Raw genomic sequence first — 16,822 nt, 5'->3', positions numbered from 1 at the left:
TGATTACCGAGGACACGAGCATGCTGCAACTGCGCCCCTTCGACACCCTTGGCCACGCCAACCATGGCTGGCTGGATGCCCACCATCACTTCTCCTTTGCCGAATACCACGATCCGCGCCGCATGAACTGGGGCACGCTGCGGGTATGGAACGACGACCTGATCGCCGCCGGCAGCGGGTTCCCGCCGCACCCGCACCGCGACATGGAGATCATCACCTATGTGCGTGAAGGCGCGATCACCCACCAGGACAGCCTGGGCAACAAGGGCCGTACCGAAGCCGGTGACGTGCAGGTGATGAGCGCCGGTACCGGCATCACCCACAGCGAGTACAACGTGGAGGCCGTGGACACGCGGATCTTCCAGATCTGGATTGTGCCCCAGCGTGTGGGCCAGGCGCCGTCGTGGGGCGTGCGGCCGTTTCCCAAGGGCGAGCGCGGCGAAGGGTTCGTGACCCTGGCCAGCGGGCGCGAGGGGGATGAAGGCAGCCTGGGGATCCGCGCCGATGCGCGGCTGGTGGCGGCGACGCTGAAGGCCGGGGAAAGCGCCGAGTACCGCATCGATGCGGGTCGCCGGGCCTACCTGGTGCCGGCCAAGGGCGTGATCGAGGTCAACGGCCTGCGCGCCGAGGCCCGCGACGGGGTGGCGGTGGAGGATGAGCAGGTGCTCAGGGTGGTGGCGCTGCAAGACAGCGAGATTGTGCTGGTGGATGTGGCGTAGGTACCGACGTCATCGCGGGTCAAGCCCGCTCCCACAGGGTTTGCGAACGCCGCAAAACCTTGTGGGAGCGGGCTTGACCCGCGAAGCTTTTAGGCGATGGCAGCGTCCACCAGCTCCTGCGCCTCACCCACCAGGCGCTGCAGGTGCGCGTCGTCGACGAAGCTCTCCGCATAGATCTTGTAGATGTCTTCGGTGCCCGACGGCCGCGCCGCGAACCAGCCGTTGGCCGTCATCACCTTCAACCCGCCAATCGCCTGGTCGTTGCCCGGCGCATGGCTGAGGATCTGCTCGATCGGCTCGCCTGCCAGCGTGGTCGACTTGACCTGCTGCGGCGACAGCTTGCCCAACTGGGCCTTCTGCTGCGGCGTGGCCTTGGCATCCACCCGGGTGGAGAACGGCCTGCCCAGCGCCTCGGTCAGCGCCTCGTATGCCTGGCTTGGGTCGCGCCCGGTACGGGCGGTCATCTCTGCCGCCAGCAGTGACGGGATCAGGCCGTCCTTGTCGGTGCTCCACACCGTGCCGTCCTTGCGCAGGAACGAGGCGCCGGCGCTCTCCTCCCCACCAAAGCCCAGCGAACCGTCGAACAGGCCATCGGCGAAATACTTGAAGCCCACCGGCACTTCGTACAGGCGACGCCCTAGGCGTGCCGCCACGCGGTCGATCATGCCGCTGCTGACCACGGTCTTGCCCACGGCCGCATCGGCGCGCCATTGCGGGCGGTTCTGGAACAGGTAGTCGATGGACACCGCCAGGTAGTTGTTCGGCGCCAGCAGGCCGCCTGACGGGGTGACGATGCCGTGGCGGTCATGGTCGGGGTCGCAGCCGAACGCCACGTCGAACCGATCGCGCAGGCCGATCAGGCCCTGCATGGCGTAAGGCGAGGACGGGTCCATGCGGATCTGGCCGTCCCAGTCCACGCACATGAAGCGGAACGTGGGGTCGACCTCGGTGTTGACCACGTCCAGGTCGAGCTTGTAGTGCTCGGCAATCGCCGACCAGTAACGCACCCCGGCGCCGCCCAGCGGGTCGACACCCAGGCGCAGGCCCGCACCACGAATCACATCGAAATCAATCACATTGACCAGGTCGCTGACGTAACTGCCCAGGTAGTCGTGACGGTGCGTGGTGCTGGCCTTGAGGGCCTGTGCATGGCCCATGCGCTGCACGCCCTTGAGGCCATCGGCCAGCAGTTGGTTGGCCTTGGCCTCGATCCACTTGGTCACGTCGCTGTCGGCCGGGCCGCCATTGGGCGGGTTGTACTTGAAGCCGCCACTTTGCGGCGGGTTGTGCGACGGGGTGATCACGATGCCGTCGGCCAGGCCACGGCTGCGGCCACGGTTGTAGCAGATGATGGCGTGGGAGATGGCCGGGGTCGGGGTGTACTCGTCATCCTTGGCCAGCATCACCTCGACGCCGTTGGCTGCCAGCACCTCCAGTGCGGTAGCCGCCGCCGGGGTCGACAGCGCATGGGTGTCGATGCCGATGAACAGCGGCCCGTCGATGCCCTGCGCCTTGCGGTACAGGCAGATGGCCTGGCTGATGGCGAGCACGTGCGCTTCGTTGAAGCCCAGGTCCACGGAGCTGCCGCGGTGCCCCGACGTGCCAAAGGCAACGCGCTGGGTGGCGACGCCTGCATCGGGCTGGCCGGTGTAGTACGCGGTCAGCAGCTGGGGGATATCGACCAGCACGGAGGCTGGCGCCGGTTTACCCGCCAAGGGACTGAGCTTCATGCAAAACCTCAAGTAAAGATGTACAGGGTGATGAAAATACGCAGTTTACTGGCACTTCGACCACAACGCGACGGCGGCGATCCCGCCCGCCGCGACTATTTGTACTGCGGTGCCCACCAGCCGGGAAACATCCGCTGCACCCGGGGCTCGGCAAAACGGTCGTCGATCAGCATGACCACACCGCGATCTTCAGTGCCACGTATCACCCGCCCGGCCGCCTGGATCACCTTCTGCACGCCGGGGTACAGGTAGGTGTAGTCGAAGCCCGCGTCGAACAGAGCGCCCATGCGCAGCTTGAGCTGTTCGTTCACCGGGTTGACCTGGGGCAGCCCCAGGGTGGCAACGAAGGCGCCGATCAGCCGGGTGCCCGGCAGGTCGACCCCTTCGCCGAACGCCCCGCCCAGCACGGCGAAGCCCACGCCCTGCCCGTCTTCGACAAAGCGTTCGAGAAAGCCCTTGCGCTGCGCCTCGTCCATGCCGGGCGACTGCGACCATTGCACGATGTGCGGGTAGCGCTCGGCCAGCAGCCGCGCCACCTGCTGCTGGTAGTCGAAGCTGCTGAAGAACGCCAGGTAGTTGCCCGGCTGGAGGCGGTACTGCTCGGCGATCAGTTCCACGATCGGCGCCAGTGACGCCTGCCGGTGCTGGAAACGCGTCGACACACTGCTGATCACGCGCACCTGCAACTGCTCGGCGGCAAACGGCGAGGTCACGTCCAGCCACGCGGTGTCGGCCGGCAGGCCGAGCAGGTCGGCGTAGTAGTGGCGTGGGCTGAGGGTGGCGGAAAACAGCGTGACGCTGCGCGCAGCGGCCATGCGCGGGCCGATCAGCGGCGCCGGCACCACGTTGCGCAGGCACAGGGTGGACAGGCTGCGCCGGCCCGGGCCGTCGCGCTTGCTGATGTCGAACACGAAATGCTCGTCGAACACCTCACACAGGCGCAGGAACTGCGAAGCCTGAAAGAAGAGCTGCAACAGCGGCCCTTCGACGCCGGCAGGCTGCTGGTTCATGCTGTCCTGCACATGGCTGACAAAACGCTGCAGCGCCTTGAGAAAGGCCTCGGGCAACTGGCCGGTGGCGCGGTAGGGAACGTCCTGGTCCTTGTGCACGGCGTTCCAGGCCCGGTCAAGGCGCTGCAAGGCATTGGCCATGCCTGCCGGGGGATCACGCCGCAGGGCCTTCAATTGCCATTGATCGAGGCTCACGCTGTACATCTGGCGTGCACGCTCCACCAGGTTGTGCGCCTCGTCCACCAGCACCGCCACCCGCCACTGGTCGAGCTGGGCCAGGCCGAACAGCAAGGCGCTCTGGTCGAAGTAGTAGTTGTAGTCGCCCACCAGCACATCCACCCAGCGCGCCATCTCCTGCCCCAGGTAGTACGGGCACACCTGGTGCGCCAGGGCTACCTCGCGCAGGCGGGCCTGGTCCAGCACCGGCTGCTGCGCGGCGGCCTGGCGGGCGGCGGGCAAGCGGTCGTAGAAACCCTTGGCCAACGGGCAGGCTTCGCCGTGGCAGGCGGTGCCGGGAAACTCGCAGGCCTTTTCCCGTGCCACCAGTTCCAGGCTACGCAAGGCCAGCTCGGGGCTGGCGTGCATGACCCGCTGCACGGCCTCCAGCGCCAGCGCCCGCCCCGGCGTCTTGGCGGTCAGGAACAGCACCTTGTCCAGTTGCTGCGGCACCATCGCCTTGAGCAACGGGAACAGTGTGCCCAGCGTCTTGCCGATGCCGGTGGTGGCCTGGGCCATCAGGCAGCGGCCGGTGCTTACCGCCTTGTACACGGTTTCGGCCAGCTCGCGCTGCCCGATACGAAAGCTGGCGTGGGGGAACGCGAGCGCCTGCAGGCCGCTGTTGCGCAAGGCCTGGCGTTGCATCTGCTGCTGGGCCCAGCGCAGGAACAGCGTGCACTGGGCGATGAAGAACTGCTCGAGTTCGGCGGCGGTATGGCGGGCCTCCACCAGGGTTTCTCGGTCGCTGTCCACGTCCAGGTACACCAGCGCCAGGTTCACCTCGGCCAGTTCTCGCTGCTGGCACAGCAGCCAGCCATACACCCTGGCCTGTGCCCAGTGCAGCTGGCGGTGGTTGTCGGGCTGGCTGGCCAGGTCGCCGCGGTAGGTCTTGATCTCTTCCAGGCGGTTGAGCGCCGGGTTGTAGCCGTCGGCACGCCCGCGTACCTGCAACTGCTCGAACTGCCCCGCCAACGCCACCTCCGACTCATAGCCCCGGCCCCGGCGCGTGACCACCGTGCGGTGGCCGGTGATGCCCTCCTGGGCCGAGGGCGATGGGGTGAAGCGCAGGTCCAGGTCACCGACCTTGGCGGTGAACTCGCACAGCGCACGCACCGCTACCTTGTAGCTCATGCTGCCGGCTGTGCCCACTGCACGTGGCACACCTCGACGGGCAGGCCGTGCTCGGTGCAGAAGGCGATCCAGCGCAGCTGGTTGTCCTGCAGGCGATCGCCCGGGCCCTTCACTTCGATCATGCGGTAGCGCCGTTGCCCGGGCCAGAACTGGATCAGGTCGGGCATGCCGGCGCGGTTGGCCTGGATATCCTCCAGCAGGCGCTCGAAGCAGCGCTTGAGGTGCGCCGCCGGCAGGCAGTCCAGGGCCTGCTGCAACAGCGTGGCATCCAGCAGTTCCCAGTACACGAAGGGTGATTGCAGGCCGTGCTTGGCCTGGTAGTTGGCCAGGATGGTGTGGCGGTAGCGCTCATCGTCCAGTTGCCCCAGGCAGGCGGCAAAATGCTCGGCGCGGCGCGCCTGGAAGCCGGCATCGTGCAGGTCCAGCGGGCCGCTCTGGAACGGGTGGAAGAACGCGCCGGGCACGGGCGCGAAGATGGCTTCCCAGCACAGCAGCCCGAACAGGCTGTTGAACAGGGTGTTCTCGACGTAGTGCACCGGCCCGTCATCGGCCGCCAGGTGCACCTGCACCGCCTGCTCCACGCCAAGCGTCGACAGATCGACAGGCAGGCACAGGTCCAGCCGGCTGATCGCTGCCGGGGCGCGCCGACGCTGTGGCGGGCCGCCCAGCTTGCGCTGCAGGCGGGGCACGATGCGCGCCAGCGCCTGGACCTCCAGCGCGTTGGCCGGTTTGGCGCCCACTACGCTGGCAAGCTCCAGGGCGGCGGCATGATCGGCGCTGCGCTCCAGCACGCGGATATGCCGGATGCGTGCCTGGGGGTGGTTGCTGCGGGGGTAGATGTTCAGGGCCTGGGCCCAGTCGCCGCTGCGCTCGCAATGCTGGCCAAGCTGGAACAGCAACCTGGCGCGGCGCCGTTCCAGCCACGGGTTGCTCGGCTGCAGGCCGTCCAGCAGTGCCAGCACCTGCTCGACCGGCTGCCCGGCCTCGAGCTGCTCGGCACAGGTGTGCAGGGCCAGGCACAGGTCGATATCGGCGCGCTCGCGCAGCGCCCGGGAATCCTCGCCGAACGCGACCTGCTCGTAGCGCAGCAGGCCAAGGTCGGCGAGCACGAACTCCGACCAGTCCTGGTGCAGGTTGCCGAAAAACAGCAGACGCAGACGATCGCACAGCGCCTGCAGGTGCAGCACGTACACCGGTTCGTCGAACTCGGGCCACCACTGACGCAGGGGCCTGGCCTCGGCATACAGCGCCGACAACTGTTCGAGCAGTTCGCCCTTGGCAGCCCGCGGGCGCTCCAGCACGTCGGCGAAACAGCGGGCGATTTCGTCCTTGCGCAGCAACTGGAACAGGTGGTCCAGGCCCAGGCTCGGTTGGTCGTCGAGCCAGCCCAGCGCCACCAGCGGCGCGGCGGCAGGCTCGATTGCGCCGATTTCCAGGTAGGTCAGCTTGCTGGCGCGAAACATCACACCCTTGCGCATCACCATGCGTACCAGCAGGGCCTGGGAGGCCTGGCCCAGCGTCGCGAACTGTTGAATGAAGGCGTGTTCGTGTTCATCGAGCAGGTCGGCGTAGCGCAGTTGCACCCAGGCCAGTACCTGCTGAAAGTTGCACAGGTAATAGAACGGGTCGGCGACGGAATGGGCGATCACGGAGCGGGTAACCAGCAGAAGGAATCCACTGGTTATACATACAGACAGGCGAGCTTGGCAACCTCAGGGGATCAATGGCGCAACCGGCCCGGATCGCTATCCCGGGCCCGCGCCAGCAGCGAACGTCCACCGGCGGCCGCTTCACTTTCGCGCTGGTAGAGCATCTGCAGCGTGCTCAGGGACAAGCCGCTGATCTCCTCCAGCCATTGCACCATGGGCTGTGGCGAGGGTACGCCCTTGAGTGCCTTGTGCAGGTAGGGCAGCGCCGCCTGCATGCCGGGGTGCCGCACCTGTACGAAGCGCTCCAGGTTGCGCCCGCGGTCGACGAAGGGCGCGAAAAGCAGGCAGGCCAGCTGTTCTTCGTTGAGGTTGTAGCCCTGCAGGGCGAAGTTGTCCGCCAGGCGGCGGCGCTGGCCGTGGCGCTCGCGGTCTTGCCAGGTTTCCATGGCCAGTGCCTGCAGCGCCGCCGGCACCGGTTTGCGCCGCAGCTGGGCCTTGACCTGCTGCAGGTGCTCGGCAATGCCCAGCGCATAGTCCTGCCCCTGCACCCACTGCGCGCGCAGCCCGGCAAGGTGTGCCATCAGCAACGGGTTGGCACAGGCCGACTGGCTGAAACCCAGGGCCAGCTCGTCATAGCGAAACCTGAGAAATTCGAGCAGCAGCACGCTCTGCCCCTGCTGGCTGTCCTGCAGCAGGTCGGCGATGTCGATGAAGCGCGGGATACGGCGGGGGCCCGGGACCTGCCGAAGGGGCTCGGCTGGCAGGCCCAGCACCTCGTTGAGGTAGATGCGGCGCAGTTGGCCAAGGCCCTGCAACAGGGCGCCAGGGTGTGAGTGGGCCGGCCTTGCACTGCTCAACCCGGCCTCGCGCATCATGCGGCGGCCCCACGCCAGGTAGCGTTTGCGCTCGGGCATCGGGTCGGCGTTGATCAATGCGTCCACCCCGCCCTCCCAGCCCATGCCCTGGCGGTAGAGTTCGGCCAGCGCCAGGTAGAAGCGATTGCAGAACATCGGCCGCACCTGGCCGGCGGTCAGGTGCCCGGCAACCAGGGTGTCGAAGCGCTCGACCTGCTGCTGACGCGGCGACAGCGGCTTGAGTGCATCGAAGTGCTGGAGGCCGCCGTCGTCCAGCACCAGCAGCTCGACCCGCAGGTCGTCATGCAGCACCAGCGCCGAATAGCCACGCTCGATGTTCTCGATCACCGCCCTCGACATGCCCACATGGCGGGCGGTGACCACGCGCAGCTCGAAGGTGGCCGGCGCACGCGCCGCAATGCTCAACTGCGCGGCGCGCAGAAACGCCAGGGCGAAGGAGCTGTCCTTGCCGCCGCCATGGGCCAGCATCACCTTGAAGTCGCCTATGCGCTCGATCCCGCCGGCGGCCACCAGCATGCGCTGGATAAGCAATTGCAGCGACGCGCGCTGGCCCTGGGTAAGGCACTCGAGCAGTCGCTGCAGGACCTGCTGGTAAATGTGAGTCATGGCTTGATCGTGGAGGGTACTCATGGTGTATACCTGATTCGATAACGACTGCCGGCAGCCGGAAGTTACCCGATGCGGGTAACAGGACATCGTTGCGTAACAACGGCAAAGTGAATTAAAAAAAGAATGATGGTCTTAGGATGTTTCTTACAACTTCCTACGATTATTCCGACTCAGGTCGAAACAGCATCGCCCGATGACCACCCTTGCCCCGGACAGCGCCCCCCGGCGCGTTGCGTGCGAGGGCCCCACCTCCATGAACAGTACAGCTGGCACACCATATCTCGCTCCTTGAGATGATTGATGGTTGGATGAACAGCGCCGCCTTAGGCACTACAGTGCCCGACGCCCATAGGAAACAGCAGCCCTTCCACGCGAAGATGTAATTTTACGGACACCGGAAAGTCTTTATTCCCACGCCCACAACATAACGCAAGCGCCGTACTTAGTCCGCACAAGTTAAATAGGAAACATCTGAAACTTTAATAAGAAATTTCCACAAAAAAGCCCGAGACTCGGCTCGGGCTTGGCGTGTCGCGCAGCCTGTCAGGCGTCAGGCAGCACCAGTACCACGCGGCCTCCACACGGGCACTCGTCCATGTGGCGGTGTGCGGCGACGACCTCGTCGAACGGGTAGGCCTTGATGATGTGTGGCAATACCTGGCGGTCGGCGGTGAACTGGTTGATATCGCGCAGCGCGCGCTGCAGCGCCACCTGGTCCTGGGTGATGCCCAGCTCCGGCTTGCCGGTGAAGTTGCTCACGCAGTGCACGAAGAACTGGATGTTCTTCTGGAACGCCGCACAGGCCGGGAACGGCGTCTGGTTGCCGCCCTGCAGGCCGTACAGCACCAGGCTGCCGCGTGGCGCCAGCACATCGCCCAGCAATGACATCTGCGGGCCGCCCAGGCCATCGAGCACCATGTCCACGCCACGGTTGTCGGTGTACTTGTTGATCTGCATGAGCAGGTCCTGCTCTTCGGTCACGATGACCTTCTCTGCCCCCAGCTTGAGCAGGTTGTCGCGCTCGGCGCTGTCCTTGGTTGCGGCGATCACCTTCAGGCCCAGGGCCTTGCCCAGTTGCACGAAGGCCGGCCCGGCGCAGTGGCTGGCGTCGGTGACCAGGGCGGTCTGCCCGGCCTTGGCCCGGGCCAGGTCGACATAGGCGAAATAGGCGATCAGCAGCGGCGTGTAGTGCACGCTGGCCTCGATCGGGCTGAGGATATCGGGGTAGCGGGTCAGTGCGTTGCGCGGCAACACGATGACCTCGCCATACACCGGGTGCTCGTTGGGGCTGGTGGCCGGAAAGCTGGCGACCTTGTCGCCGATGGCCAGGTCGTCGACGCCGGCGCCGAGGGCGGTCACCACACCGGCCATTTCGTGGCCGATGCCGGCCGGCAGGCGCGCATGGGACGGCGCCAGGTTCTGCCGCCACAGCACGTCGTACCAGCTGATGCCGATAGCCTGCACCCGCACCTGTACTTCACCGGCAGCCGGTTGCGGCGTGGCCACGTCCTCGCACTTGAGCACCTCGGCCTGGCCGAATTTGTGAAAACGGATCATGCGGGACATCGCAAACCTCGCCTAGTGAACCTCTAATACCCGCAACTCTATCGGGGCTATAGCGGTTAGACCATCAGTGGCCATTAATAGTCAACATGCCTGTCATTGATTGGTGATAGCGCCTGCTGCGCAATTTATGCGGTGCAGGGTACCGTCTTTGCCCTTAAGATTCACCCCTGCCCCGACCAGACCTATGAAGCGAAGCCGATGAACCGTAACGACTTGCGTCGCGTCGACCTGAACCTGCTGATCGTGTTCGAGACCTTGATGCACGAGCGCAGCGTCACCCGCGCCGCGGAAAAACTGTTCCTCGGCCAGCCGGCCATCAGTGCGGCGCTGTCGCGCCTGCGCAGCCTGTTCGACGACCCGCTGTTCGTGCGTACCGGGCGCAGCATGGAGCCCTCGGCGCGGGCGGTGGAGATCTTCGCCCTGCTCTCCCCCGCGCTGGACTCCATCTCCACGGCGGTAAGCCGCGCTGCCGACTTCGACCCGGCCACCAGCACGGCTGTGTTTCGCATCGGCCTCTCCGACGACGCCGAGTTCGCCTTGCTGCCGCAACTGCTCAAACGTGTGCGCGCCGAGGCGCCGGGCATCGTGCTGGTGGTGCGCCGGGTCAACTACCTGCTGATGCCCTCGCTGCTGGCGTCGGGTGAAATCTCGGTGGGTGTGAGCTGGACCAGCGACCTGCCGGCCAACGCCAAGCGCAAGGTGCTGCGTCGCAGCAGGCCCAAGGTGCTGCGTGCCGACAGCAAGCCGGGCAGCCTCAGCCTGGATGAGTTCTGCGCACGCCCGCATGCCCTGGTGTCGTTTGCCGGCGACCTGAGCGGGTTCATGGACGAGATTCTCGAGAAGCTGGGGCGCAAGCGCCATGTGGTGCTGGCCGTGCCGCAGTTCAACGGCCTGGGCAGCCTGCTGACCGGCACCGACATCCTCGCCACGGTGCCGGACTACACCGCCGAGCAGCTGACCGCCGCCGGCGGCCTGCGCGCCGAAGACCCGCCGCTGGAGGTGCAGAGCTTCGAGCTGCATATGGCGTGGCGCGGGTCGCAGGACAATGATCCGGGGGAGCGGTGGTTGCGGTCGCGGATTCAGATGTTTTTTGGGGATCCTGAGAGTCTTTAGGGGCTTAGCGCATGCTTGTTAGCTGATCATTTCTGCCTTTTCCTAGCCTCGAAGAGCCATTTACTTCCAGCTAATTGCTACATTTGGGGCATATTTGAGGGCATGCTTTGGATGGTTCGAAAAGGATGCCCCCAGCCGTCATTGTTGTCCTGTAGAGGCGGCTCGCAAACTGCCAAGCGTCTGGGCAATATCCTGACCAGCACACCATCGCGATGACAGTCTGCATTCATCGCCGCAACGGAGAAAAGCATGGCGCGCTAGCCTGCAAATTCGCCAACACCTTCTCATACTCCAAATCTCCCTCAGCCTCTCGTGCAGGGATCACCTCGCCATGTAACTGAGCACGCAGGTCATCCCAACGCTCCAATAAAACCTGCCAGTTATATTCATCGTAGGTCCCTCGAAAGATCACCGGATGCACATCAATGCGTGGTAGCTCCGCCGCTGGAACATCTCGCTCCAATTCTTCGTCCAGTTGGCGACTCCAGTGACTGCCCACCCGGTCAACCCGGCCTATCTGCTGCTCAACCACACCGGGGTTCCATTCTGGGTGCATGAGGATCACGGTGCGGCAGGCCAGGTGCAGGTTGAGACCTTCGCGACCGACGGCGGACTGGGCCACCAACACCCGAGGGAAGCTGTCGGAACGATTGAAGGCCATCTGCAACAGCCGGCGGGTGGACTGCTCGGTGCCGCCATACATCAAGCGGGCGAAGCCACCCTCTTGATGGGCATATTCATCCTGCAGGCGGGCGAGGAGCGGCTCCCATTGCACGGCCACTTCGTCTTGGGCGACGTCGCTGTCGTCCGCGTACCTGTCGCTGGCGGCCTCCAGCAACTGACGAAAGGCCGCGCAGACTTGCTCGGGGGTCGGTGATCCGGCCGGATCGCCGGTCAGGTCGAGGATCGCCCGGGTGAACAGCGCCACGGGATGCTTCTCGGCCGCGTCAGCCAGGTCCTTGTTGAGTTCGGCGTCCCTGAGGCATCCGAACATAGCCCGGGGCACTTGCTCGTGTTCGCCCAGCCCCGCATCCAGCCACTCCAGCAGGCGTCGGCGTAGTTGCTCGCGGCGCGAGCCCTGGCTGTTGTACTGGCGAGCCAGCAATTCAGGGATCGCGGCAAGGTCCAGGGGCGACTGCAACTGGCGATGGGCAACCTGTACCGCGGCCCACTCGGAATGATCATCGGTGTCATCGGCGCGGATAACGCTCTGCGGCCAGTACACCCCGGCGTCCAGCCTGCGCAGCATTTCCCGGGCGTTGAGCAGGCGTACCAGGACGCGCATGGGCGCGGTGAAACGCCCGAACACCAGGACCTTCTCCTTGCGCTCGTGCACCGCTTCGATGGCGCTGATCGTGGCCAGGATCGCCGGATGCTCGAACAGGTGATGAGGGCTCTGGAACGCTTGGGCAGCGCTCTTCAACCACCATTGCACGCGCTGCTGGCGCTTTTCATCGAGCGGATTGAGCGGCTGGTCCGGCGTCGATGCGGACGGTTCCACAGGTTCATCAATCTGCCCGAGCAGGTCGGCGATCCCGTGACCGTTGGCCAGGGTCAAGCGCAGGCGCTTGGCCGTGGCGTTTTCCTCCAGTCGCGACGCCACCGAGAGCGCCTCGGTCGCGCACACCGCCTGGCGCCAGGGCAGCGCCAGGCGCTGAACATCCACGCTGACCGGCTCGCGGGTATTGCGATGGCTCTCCCCACGGGTGCGTTCGGTGAAGCGCAGGACGTCGGCGTCTTCGCGCTTGTCCCGGCGCAGTAGATAGGGACGGAGCATGGTCTGGAAGGCGCTGGCCGCGGTCTCGTAACGATGCCGTGCGGCGTCACTCGAACGCCAATGGATGCGCAGGTGACGGATGGCCTGGTCAAAGTCGTCGATCACCGGCTGAAGCCGGTCGCACACGGCCTCGTCCAGCCCCAGCCGCTGGAAGGTCTGCCGCCATTGCTGGACGTTCAATTCCACGGGGGTTGCGGTCAGGCACAGGCGTCGGCAATCCGGCGCGCCGCAGAGCATGCCGAGCAAACGGCTGAGGCCACCGCCGCTGCCGCGACCTTTATGGGCTTCGTCGATCACCACCAAGTCGAACGTGCCCAGGCCAATCCCGACGGTCTGCTCCAGCCAGCTTCGATAGAGGCTGCCGTTGCCGTAGTCGGTGTAGACCTCCGGGTGGGGCCAGGGGTGCTGTGCAGTGACATCGCTCAACCAGGCACTGGCAGGTTGGCGGGGATTGTCCCTGAGTGCGTTGACGATACTGGCTGCGGTATTGGTGACCCACTTATCGTATTTACCCGAGTGCAGATAACCGTTCGGATACCGGCTTCCGGTTGCCTTGCGCCACTGCGCAAACACCTCGGGCACCAGCTCCCTGCGCCAACGCTGGGTGCCCTCTCCAAGGCGCCAATTGGCGAAAGCATGGGACAGCAGCACGGTTGGCACCTCGAACCACGGGGTCTGCTCGCTGGCCTCTGCGGCCCCCCAGGCTTCGAAATAACCCAGCAACCCGCGAAGCATGGGGGGCACGCTGACGCCGCCGCGTTTCAACTCGTCCTGCCACTGATAGCCCAGTCCCGGCGGCGCGATGATTGCGGCACGGCCTCCAGCCTCGTTGACCGCACCAATTAGCTCGACGGCGATACGGGTCTTGCCCATGCCCACTTCGTCGGCCAGCACGACACCGTGTTCGCCGATGCGCTCGGCCAGCGCCAGCACGCTGGCGCACTGGCCCTTGTTCAGGTGCGCAGCCGCCTCACCCTTTTCCCACGCCAATTGCTCCTGCTCCGCCACCCGCCTACGCAGGGCCGCCGAAACCTTCGCCCAGCTGAAATCCGTCCGTGTCATATCGCAGCTCCCAGAGGAAATGCACTGCCGAGCTTCCAATGAGCTTCGATGGTGCTTAGTGCCGTCTCGTAGCGCTGGCCTTCCGGCCCATCCGCCGTTTCCGCAAACCCTGGCCTGAATGCCGGTTGGCGCAGCGCGTGGAGAGGATTGAGCTCAAGGGCCAGGAACTGCTGCAACAGCTCGCAGCCGGCAGCCTGGCTGAGGGACTGCTCCAGGCGGGCACACCACAGTGGCCAGTCCCGAGGCTCCAGGGCCGTCTGTTTTGCGGCGATGCTTTCGATCAGTTCCATCATCTGCCGGATCGGATAGCGCGCAGCCTCCCCCGCAGATGCTCGGCTGCCCTGCCGGTCAGGCGAGTCCTGGGAGGGATCGAACGCATTGGGCAGTTCGTCTTCCCCGGGGGTGTGGGGGAATCCGTCGAGCTGCAGCCAAGCATCCTCCAGGCTGATGTCCGGCAAGCCGGTGGCGGCCAAACGGCCGAATCCGTCGAGTACCGGTACCACGGCAGTACGGGTAGCCCCGGCGTCCTGCCATGCCATCCGCACCTGCCGCGGTCGCGACCCGGACCAGACGAAGCCCTGCCCCTCGACCCAGGCACACGACTGCTCCGACGTGTCCAGCAGCGAGCAAGCCGGCTGCGCAAGCTCGTCGGCGCTCAACCAGCCGTGCTCCGGCGTCTCAGCATCCCGCCAGACCAGATAGGCGACAGGGGCCGCGGCGAATACCTCATCGCCCACTTCGAGGTCCTGGCCCTGACGCAGGTTTTCGGGGACACACTCCTGCTCCCGTTGGATCGGTAGTCGATAGCCGATCGCTTGCGGGTCGGCGACAGCCGTCTTCGCCGGATACCAGTTCATCGGTTCAGGAGCGAAGACCACTCCGGCCTCCAGGTTGCCCTTCAAGCGCCCCATCTGCAGGGTGAAGCCCTGTCGGGTCAGGTTGCCCGAGCCAAGGTAAAGCCACGGGCTGGCGGTTTTTCCCGAGTGGCCGACCTCGCTGGCGCTGAAGATGAACTTGGCGTGCAAGGTGCGCTGGGGCTGCTCAGCAAACCAGGCCGGCTGGGCCGCAGGTTTTACGCTGATGCCTGCCGCCTTCAATCCTGGGACGGCATCAGCGATGCCCTGACAACTCGCCTCGTTGACGAAAAGGTCCACGCAACTGCTCGTCGTCAATAGACGGGGCTCGCCCTCTTCACCGCGCAGGCGTCGGACGATGCTCAGCGGGACCGATGACTGCTCGACGGCCAGGGACGATTCATAAAAACCCGAGCCCATGGCCAAATAGTTGCGCGCGCTGCCACGGCCCGAGGCATGCAGTACCTTGGCTGACAACTGGTCGAGTAGGGACTTGTTGCGGTTATCGAAGAAGCGCGGGGTCAGGTTGGCTGCACAGGGCTTGACCAGCTTGAGCAGACACTTGTCCAGTTGCTCTACGACGTCTTTCGTATCCGAATTAGCCTGCAGCGCCCGCCCGTCGTAACGGCTGCGAAGCCAGCCCAGCAGTCCCCAGGCGCTGCTGATGTCCGCACACACCTGCCGAGTGGCGTCGGACGGCGACGACAGGTCATCGCTGTGCAAATCCAGGCACCAGACCAGGTCGAGGCTCTGTTCCAGGGTCTGTCGCGTCCAGTTACCGGTGGACACCAGCAGGCGCAGGCACCAGGCACCGCTGGTGTCCGTGCTGCGAAACGCCAGCAGCGCCACCTTGGCGTGCATCAGGTTGAACGGCAGCTTGCCGTTGGCCCACGGCAAGTGCAGCAGGCCCGGCACCCCGATGGGGTCGATCTGGCCCGCACGCGGGTCCAGCATCAGCGCCAGAAGCGTCTGCCCGGCATAGGCACGCTGATTGGCCTGCTGGTAGGTGAAGCGTTCAAGGGCCTCATTGAGGAAACCCTCGTCTGCGGAAAAGCCGCACAGCCAGCCGAACTGACCGGTGAAACCCTCCGGTACCTCGAAGTGCCGAACGAGAGAAGCAGGTACCTGGTTCATAGATTCACCTCTTCGATGGCTGTGCTCGGGTTCGCTGAAGTGCTGACCTGCGCCAGGCCCTGGAGATCCAGGTCCAGACACCGCAGGCGCTCAACACGGTGGGAGATCCAGGCGGGCAGCGCTGCATGGGCTGGCACCTCGGAAACCTCGTCGGTCACCCGGTCGCCGTCGATTGGCGCGCCCTGGTGCAGGAATGCAGCGCCGGGCACAACCTCCCGGCCGCGCAGACGCAACACCCGGTCGTCGCGGCGGACCAGGTGGGTCAGCAGGCTCGCATCGTCGGGGTCCGCGCATTCGCGGCAGAAGGCCTCGGCCACGGTGATTGTCCGTTGCGCCATTGGGTTTTCAAGGAACAGGCGGGCCAGTTGCCGCAGGTGATCCAGGCGCGTGGCGATACGCTCGGGCAGGACATTGTCCAACCTGAAGCGCAGCGTGCTCAGTACTGCCAGATGCTGCTCCAGCGCGTTGAGCACATCGTAGGCCGCATCCTGGACCTGGAAGAACAACGCGCCGTAGTGCAGGTCGTTCCAGTGCTCGGGGTCGATGGCATCAGGTCGCAGGCGCCAGTCGAACCCCTGCGCCGGCTCGGCGTGACGGGCGGCCAGCCAGCGACGGATAGCGACGCGGCGTTCACCCCCGTCTGCACCGCTGTCGATACGCCGCGACAGCAGCGCACAGGCGGCTGCGGGCAACCCGTGCAGCGGTGAAAGCAGCTTCCGGACACCCGGCTTCAGGTCACCCACCGCGCGGCCTCTCAGCGCCCATTGCACCAGGGTCTCCAGCAGCGCGCCGTCATCCTCGCTGCTGGCATTGATGAACTCACGGCCGAAGTCCGTGCAGGCGAAGGCATTGAAGCGCTCGCCCTGGGCATGCACCAGCCCAAGGGCCAGCAAGGCCTGGCCGGAGCCCATGCGCATCGGCTGGCTGACATAGAAGCCGGGCTTGCACAGGGTCTTGAAGTCGAAACCGGCCTTGCCGCGCAGCTTCTCCGAGCCGCGCACCCGGCTATCACCCTGGCCGTTGTCATGGGTGAGCGCGAAGTAACAGCCCAAGGCTTCGACGGCATTGGCCACGGCGATGTTCGAGTGCGTCATTCCGTGCCGGCGCAGGGCCTGGGCCAGGGCTACACCCAGGGTCGCCAACAGCAATTGCTTGGCGTACCAGACAGCGCCCATGCCGGGCACGGCCCGCTCGTTGTACTCGCGAACCGCCGCGCCGATATCGAGCGTGCGGGTCCGTCGCTCGCTGCCCGTGTGATCCGGGCCACACAGCCCCCAGGTCATGTTCATGACGCCATCCTCTTCATCCGTGAAAGATCGGTATTCGTGCTGGCACAAGGCCGCCGACAATAGCAAAATGCCGCAATCGCAACCAGAC

10 protein-coding genes are annotated in these 16,822 nt (G+C 65.6%); 2 read left to right on the top strand and 8 right to left on the bottom strand.

Annotation, left to right across the window (positions count from 1 at the left end):
* The first annotated feature begins 20 nt into the window (after nucleotides 1-20).
* Nucleotides 21-719: a pirin family protein gene (locus KH389_RS11675; protein WP_043864092.1), complete on the top strand. Its 699-nt coding sequence runs from the start codon at nucleotides 21-23 to the stop codon at nucleotides 717-719.
* Nucleotides 720-808: 89 nt separating this feature from the next.
* Here the strand turns inward: KH389_RS11675 and pgm are convergent, their stop codons facing one another.
* From pgm to KH389_RS11650, 5 genes are all read right to left on the bottom strand, one after another.
* Complete coding sequence (gene pgm / locus KH389_RS11670; protein ID WP_123753106.1) at nucleotides 809-2,449, bottom strand: phosphoglucomutase (alpha-D-glucose-1,6-bisphosphate-dependent); 1,641 nt, start codon at nucleotides 2,447-2,449, stop codon at nucleotides 809-811.
* Between the two features lie 95 nt (nucleotides 2,450-2,544).
* The gene (locus KH389_RS11665; protein WP_213607382.1) at nucleotides 2,545-4,806 is read right to left on the bottom strand and encodes an ATP-dependent DNA helicase; all 2,262 of its coding nucleotides are present in this window, start codon (nucleotides 4,804-4,806) and stop codon (nucleotides 2,545-2,547) included.
* The gene (locus tag KH389_RS11660; protein ID WP_058540292.1) at nucleotides 4,803-6,455 is read right to left on the bottom strand and encodes a VRR-NUC domain-containing protein; all 1,653 of its coding nucleotides are present in this window, start codon (nucleotides 6,453-6,455) and stop codon (nucleotides 4,803-4,805) included. Before KH389_RS11660 ends, KH389_RS11665 begins: the two co-directional genes overlap by 4 nt.
* Before the next feature lie 71 nt (nucleotides 6,456-6,526).
* Nucleotides 6,527-7,936 carry a hypothetical protein gene (locus KH389_RS11655; RefSeq protein ID WP_213607381.1) on the bottom strand — a complete coding sequence of 470 codons (1,410 nt, stop codon included), beginning with the start codon at nucleotides 7,934-7,936 and terminating at the stop codon, nucleotides 6,527-6,529.
* Nucleotides 7,937-8,482: 546 nt separating this feature from the next.
* Complete coding sequence (locus tag KH389_RS11650; RefSeq protein WP_043863985.1) at nucleotides 8,483-9,505, bottom strand: zinc-dependent alcohol dehydrogenase family protein; 1,023 nt, start codon at nucleotides 9,503-9,505, stop codon at nucleotides 8,483-8,485.
* 198 nt (nucleotides 9,506-9,703) lie between these two features.
* Between KH389_RS11650 and KH389_RS11645 the strand changes: the two genes are divergently transcribed.
* On the top strand, nucleotides 9,704-10,618 hold the full coding sequence (locus tag KH389_RS11645; RefSeq protein WP_058540294.1) for a LysR family transcriptional regulator: 915 nt from the start codon (nucleotides 9,704-9,706) through the stop codon (nucleotides 10,616-10,618).
* Between the two features lie 226 nt (nucleotides 10,619-10,844).
* On the opposite strand, the gene KH389_RS11640 is transcribed toward KH389_RS11645, so the two are convergent.
* From KH389_RS11640 to KH389_RS11630, 3 genes are read right to left on the bottom strand one after another with little or no spacing between them, the layout of a single operon-like run.
* The gene (locus KH389_RS11640; protein ID WP_078481721.1) at nucleotides 10,845-13,457 is read right to left on the bottom strand and encodes a helicase-related protein; all 2,613 of its coding nucleotides are present in this window, start codon (nucleotides 13,455-13,457) and stop codon (nucleotides 10,845-10,847) included.
* Nucleotides 13,454-15,445: a phospholipase D-like domain-containing protein gene (locus KH389_RS11635; RefSeq protein WP_058540295.1), complete on the bottom strand. Its 1,992-nt coding sequence runs from the start codon at nucleotides 15,443-15,445 to the stop codon at nucleotides 13,454-13,456. The genes KH389_RS11640 and KH389_RS11635 overlap by 4 nt, the downstream gene beginning before the upstream one ends.
* Nucleotides 15,442-16,734 carry a hypothetical protein gene (locus KH389_RS11630; RefSeq protein WP_058540296.1) on the bottom strand — a complete coding sequence of 431 codons (1,293 nt, stop codon included), beginning with the start codon at nucleotides 16,732-16,734 and terminating at the stop codon, nucleotides 15,442-15,444. Before KH389_RS11630 ends, KH389_RS11635 begins: the two co-directional genes overlap by 4 nt.
* Nucleotides 16,735-16,822 lie beyond the last annotated feature (88 nt).

Source organism: Pseudomonas qingdaonensis (assembly GCF_018398475.1).
Classification (GTDB): Bacteria; Pseudomonadota; Gammaproteobacteria; order Pseudomonadales; family Pseudomonadaceae; genus Aquipseudomonas; species Aquipseudomonas palmensis.
This window is presented reverse-complemented; position numbering and strand designations above follow the sequence as displayed.